The following is a 6,189-nucleotide window of genomic DNA, read 5'->3' as shown; positions in this document are numbered from 1 at the left end:
GTTCGGTATCAGCGGGACGAACGCCCATGTGGTGCTGGAACAGGCACCGGTTGTTGAGCCAGAGGTTGAGAAGCCGACTCCGGTGGTGGCTCCCGAGGTGACGGTGCCGTGGGTGCTCTCCGCCCGGAGTGCGGCAGGGCTTCCGGCACAAGCCGAGCGGCTGGTCTCGTTCCTTCAGGAGCGGCCGGAGTGGTCGCCGGTTGATGTGGGCTACTCGCTGGCGGTGTCGCGTGCTCGGTTCGAGCATCGTGCGGTGGTGTGTGGTGCGGACCGGGGTGAGTTGCTGGACGCGCTGCGTGGGATTGCCGAGGGTGGGGCGGTTTCGGGTGTGGTCCGGGGTGAGGCCTCGAGCGGGCGTTCGGCGTTCCTGTTCACGGGGCAGGGGAGTCAGCGGGCCGGGATGGGGCGGGAGCTGTATGCGTCCTTCCCCGTCTTCGCGGCTGCCTTCGATGAGGTGTGCGCGCACATCGACCGGCATCTCGACCGCCCGCTCAAGGAGCTGGTGTTCGAGGACACTTCCGGACTGCTGGATGAGACCGGCTACACCCAGGTGGCGTTGTTCGCGCTTGAGGTGGCGCTGTTCCGTCTGGTCGAGTCCTGGGGTGTTGCACCCGACTTTGTGATCGGTCATTCGATCGGTGAGATCGCTGCCGCGCATGTGGCGGGGGTGTTCTCCCTCGAGGACGCGGCTGTGCTGGTTGCGGCGCGTGGCCGGTTGATGCAGGCGTTGCCGGGTGGTGGGGCGATGGCCGCCATCGAGGCGACCGAGGTCGAGGTTGCCGAGCAGTTGGCCGGCCGTGAAGCCCAGGTGTCGATCGCGGCGATCAACGGTCCGACGTCCGTCGTCGTGTCCGGTGATGAGGCGGTGGTGGATGAGGCGGTTGCGTACTGGCGGGAGCAGGGTCGCCGCACGCGGCGTCTGCGGGTCAGTCATGCGTTCCACTCACCCCACATGGATCCGATGCTGGAGGAGTTCAGGGCCGTCGCCGAGGGCATCAGCTACTCCGTCCCGCGTGTTGCGGTGGTGTCGAATGTGACGGGCAAGCTGGCCGAAGGGCTGGAGCTGTGCTCGGCGGATTACTGGGTGCGTCATGTGCGTGGTGCGGTCCGGTTCGCGGACGGCATGGCGTATCTGGACGGCCAGAACGTCACTCGCTATCTGGAGCTGGGTCCGGACGGGATCCTCTCGGGCATGGGGCAGGGCTGCCTGCCCGAGGACTCCGAGGCTGTTTTCGCTGCTGTCCTGCGCAAGGATCGTCCCGAGCCCGACACGTTCACCACCGCTGTCGGCACCCTCCACGCGCACGGCGTGAAGGTCGACTGGGAGGGTGTGTTCGCCGGGCGTGGGGGTCGCCTCATGGACCTGCCGACGTACACCTTCCAGCACGAGCGCTACTGGCTGGAGGGCCCTGCCGAGACCGGGGATGTCGCCAGCCTCGGGATCGGCGCGGCCGGTCAGGCGCTGCTCGGTGCGGCGATCACGCTGCCGGACTCGGACGGTCTGCTGCTGACGGGGCGGCTGTCGCTCCAGTCGCATCCGTGGCTGGCCGACCATGCCGTGATGGGGTCGGTGCTGTTGCCGGGGACGGCGATGGTGGAGCTGGCCATCCAGGCCGGAGACCAGGTCGGCTGCTCCACGCTCGAAGACCTCACCCTCCAGGCACCCTTGGTGATTCCGGAACGCGGCGGAGTCGCGCTCCGCGTCACCGTCAGCGATGCGGACGAGTCGGGGCGCCGTCAGGTGGCCGTCTACTCGCAGCCGGCTGACGCGGAACCGGGTGAGGCATGGACGCGTCACGCTGTCGGGACGGTGGCGGGCGTGGTTGCGGAGACCGAGCCCGTCGGGTTGTCGGTGTGGCCGCCGCAGGGTGCTGAACCGGTGGATGTGGAGCCTGAGGCCTTCTACGAGGCATTCGCGGCGACTGGGCTGTCCTACGGCCCGGTCTTCCAGGGTGTGCGGGCGGCCTGGCGGCTGGGTGATGAGGTCTTTGCCGAGGTGGCGTTGCCCGAGGAGACCAGTACGGACGGGTTCGGTCTGCATCCGGCGCTGCTGGATGCGGCGCTGCACGCTGCCGCGTTCGGTGACTTCGTTTCGGGCACGTCTGGCGTTGGTGGTGGGGCGCGGCTGCCGTTTGCGTGGAGTGGGGTGAAGCTCTATGCCACTGGTGCGTCTGCCCTGCGAGTTCGCCTCGCTCCGGCGGGCACGGATGCGTTCTCGCTCACCGTCGCTGATGCCGTGGGTGTGCCTGTCGCGGCCGTCGAGTCGCTGGTGCTGCGGCCGGTGGACACGCAGCAGTTGTCCTCGGCGGGCGGTGGCGCCGCCCAGGAGGCGCTGTTCACGGTGGACTGGACGGAGCTGGACAAGTCCGTGCTCGGCCAGGCCGCCCAGCAGCTGCGCCAGGCCGTGAGGGAGACACACTCCGACCGGCCGTCCGCCGACTGGGCCGTCGTCGGCACGGTCCCCCGCGGGGGCCTCGGTGCCGCCTGGTCCGGCGGCGACGCCTACGCCGGGCTCGACGCGCTCGTTGCGGCGGTGGAGTCCGGCACGCGCTCGGCGCTGCCGAAGGTGGTCCTCGTCCCGGTCGACGGCCTCGACACCCTTGACACCCTCGAGACTGTCAACGACCGCAGCGACGTGGCGGCCAACGGACACACCGTCGCGCACCGCGCGCTCGCGCTTGCGCAGCAGTGGATCGCCGACGAACGGTTCGCTGACGCACGTCTGGTGTTCGTTACGCGGGGCGCGGTTGCCGCGGCCGACGGTGATGCCGTCCCCGACGTGGCCGGCGCGGCCGTCTGGGGACTCGTACGGTCGGCGCAATCGGAGAACCCGGACAGGTTCGCCCTGGTGGACGCCGACGCGGACGCGGACGTGACCGTGGCTCCCGACCTGCTCGCCGAGTTGGCGTTGACCCGCGAGACGCAGTGCGCCGTGCGCGGCGACACGCTGCGGGTAGCGCGCCTGACGCGCGTCCGTACCGGCGCCGGAGCTTCGCCGGGGAACGACTCCGCCGCTTCGCCCGGTGTCGGCGCGACCCGCCGTCTCGCCGATGGCGCGGTCCTGGTTACCGGCGGCACGGGTGCCCTCGGCGCCCTCGTCGCGCGGCACCTTGTTACCGAGCACCGCGTGCGGGACCTGGTGCTCACCAGCCGCCGCGGGGACCAGGCGTCAGGGGCTGCCGAACTGGCGGATGAGCTGACGGAGCTGGGCGCCCACGTGGAGATCGTCGCCTGCGACGCCTCCGACCGGATGGCGCTCGAAGCACTGGTGGAGTCGGTGACGACGGAACGTCCGCTCAGCGGCGTCGTCCACACCGCCGGGGTGCTGGATGACGGGATCGTGCCGTCCCTCACGCCGGAGCGTCTGGATGCGGTGCTGCGTCCGAAGGTGGATGCGGCGTGGAATCTGCACGAACTGACGCAAGCCATGGACCTGTCGGCGTTCGTGCTGTTCTCGTCGGCGGCCGGGGTGATGGGGAACGCGGGGCAGGGCAACTACGCCGCCGCCAACACGTTCCTCGACGCACTTGCCCAGCACCGGCGCGCGCAGGGGCTGCCCGCGGTCTCGCTCGCGTGGGGTGCGTGGGCGCAGTCGGGCGGCATGGTGGGCCAGCTCAGCGAGGCCGACCAGGAGCGGATGGCCCGGGCGGGCGCCGAGGGGCTGTCGGACGCCGACGGTCTCGCGCTGTTCGACGCGGCGTTGCTGCCGGAAGCGGCGGCGCTGCTGGTACCGATGCGGCTGGACCTGGCCGGCATCCGGGCTCGGGCCGCCGACGCCGGGGTGCCGACGCTGCTGCGGGGTCTCGTAAGGGTCCCGGCACGTCGTACCGCGCAGGCCGCCGCCACCGCCCAGAGCTCCGACGCCGGAACACTGGCGGACCGGCTCACCGGTCTGCCGGAGGCGGAGCAGCGGGCGGCGGTTCTGGACCTCGTACGGGCCCGGGCGGCTGCCGTGTTGGGCTTCGATGGCCCGGAGGACATCGGGCCGAAGCTCGGCTTCCTCGAACTGGGCGTCGACTCGCTGACCGCGGTGGAGCTGCGCAACCAGCTCGGCAAGGCCACCGGTCTGCGGTTGCCCGCGACGCTGATCTTCGACTACCCGACACCTGCCGCGGTGGCCGACTACCTGCTCGGGGAGGTCGGCCCGGCCACCGGCCCGACCTCGCAGTCCGTCTACAGCGAACTCGACAGGCTGGAGGCGCTGCTGTCGGCCGTCGCGCGGGACGACGACGAGAGCTCGGGCATCACGGCACGCCTCCGCTCCGTCATGGCGAAGTGGAGCGACCGGATGAGCGACACCCAGGCACCGGCCGACGAGGACGAACTGGCGTCGGCGACTGCGGACGAACTGTTCGACCTGCTCGACAACGAACTGGGGCAGTCGTGAGCCCCGCGTCGTCGCGCGGCCGGAGGACGCCGTCCCCAGCGCACGCCCCCGCCGGAGTGGTCAGCGCGTGCCCACGCACCGCAGCAGTCAGCAGCAAGCCGCAGGCCGCAGGCCGAAGCCTTCACAGTGGAGTGACCTCAGTTGTCGAATGAAGAAAAGCTGGTCGACTACCTCAAGCGGGCGACGGCCGATCTCAGGGAGACCCGCCGCCGTCTTCGCGAGGCGGAGGACAAGGACCGCGAACCCCTCGCCATCATCGGAATGAGCTGCCGCTACCCCGGCGGCGTCAGCACCCCGGAGGAACTCTGGCGGCTGCTCCGCGACGGCCGTGACAGCATCTCCGACGTCCCTGCCGACCGCGGCTGGGACCTGGAGGAGCTCCGCACGGCGGACGACGAGACCACTGAGCAGGCGCCGCAGGGCGGCTTCCTGGAGGGCGCGGGCGACTTCGACCCGACGTTCTTCCGCATCTCGCCCCGTGAAGCGCTGGCGATGGACCCGCAGCAGCGGCTGCTGCTCGAAGCTTCGTGGGAGGCACTGGAGTCGTCCGGCCTTGACATCGAGTCCCTGCATGGCAGCAGGACCGGTGTCTTCACCGGGCTGATGAACACCACCGACTACACCGTCGCCTGGGACGCGCTTCCCGAAGGCGTCGAGGGTTTCCTCGGCACCGGCAGCTCCGGCAGCGTCGCCTCCGGCCGCGTCTCCTACACCTTCGGGTTCGAGGGGCCGGCGGTGACGGTGGACACCGCGTGCTCCTCCTCGCTGGTCGCCCTGCACCTGGCCGGCCAGGCGCTCCGCAACGTCGACTGCTCGCTCGCCCTGGTTGGCGGCGCCACCGTGATGTCCACCCCGGGCACCTACGCCGAGTTCCTGCGGCAGCGCGGTCTCGCCGCCGACGGTCGCTGCAAGTCCTTCGCGGGTGCGGCGGACGGCACCGGATTCTCAGAAGGCGTCGGCATGCTGCTGGTGGAGCGTCTGTCGGACGCCCAGCGCAACGGTCACCAGATCCTCGCGGTCGTGCGGGGCACGGCCATCAATCAGGATGGTGCCAGCAGCGGTCTGACGGCGCCGAACGGCCCGGCCCAGCAGCGCGTCATCCGGCAGGCGTTGGCGAATGCGGGTCTGTCGGCTCGTGATGTGGATGTGGTGGAGGCGCACGGGACGGGTACGCGTCTGGGTGATCCGATCGAGGCGCAGGCGCTGCTGGCCACTTACGGCCAAAACCGGGAGCCCGATCAGCCGTTGTGGCTGGGGTCGGTCAAGTCGAACATGGGGCACACCCAGGCGGCGGCTGGTGTTGCCGGCGTCATCAAGATGGTGCTGGCGATGCGGCATGGGGTGATGCCGAAGACGCTGCATGTGGATGAGCCGTCGTCGCAGGTGGACTGGACTGCGGGTGCGGTGTCGCTGTTGACGGAGGAGCGGGCGTGGCCGGAGCTGGGTCGTCCGCGTCGGGCGGCGGTCTCGTCGTTCGGTATCAGCGGGACGAACGCGCACGTGGTGCTGGAGCAGGCGCCGGCCGATGAAACTGATGGCGAGGAGTCCATCGCCGCTGTCGCTCCCGGGGTGACGGTGCCGTGGGTGCTTTCGGCTCGTACTGAGGCGGGGGTTCAGGCTCAGGCGGAGCGGCTGGTGTCGTTCCTTGGGGAGCGGTCGGAGTGGTCGCCGGTTGATGTGGGCTATGCGTTGGCGGTGTCGCGTGCTCGGTTCGAGCATCGTGCGGTGGTGACTGCGGCTGGTCGGGAGGAGTTTGTCGCGGGGTTGCGGGCGTTGGTGGCGGGTGAGCCGTCGGGGTCTGT

2 protein-coding genes are annotated in these 6,189 nt (G+C 70.5%); both read left to right on the top strand.

What is annotated here, in order from left to right; all coding sequences use genetic code 11:
* Positions 1-82 precede the first annotated feature (82 nt).
* Entirely contained in the window at positions 83-4,387 is a 4,305-nt protein-coding gene (locus ACWGI8_RS37290; RefSeq protein ID WP_453667872.1) for an SDR family NAD(P)-dependent oxidoreductase, read from the top strand.
* A 141-nt stretch (positions 4,388-4,528) separates the two neighbouring features.
* Positions 4,529-6,189 (top strand): type I polyketide synthase (locus tag ACWGI8_RS37285; RefSeq protein ID WP_453667871.1); only part of this gene is annotated, 1,661 nt, incomplete at its 3' end.

It is taken from the genome of Streptomyces sp. NPDC054841, assembly GCF_053611045.1.
Note: the sequence above shows the minus strand (reverse complement) of the source record. Positions and strands in the feature narration are given on the sequence as shown.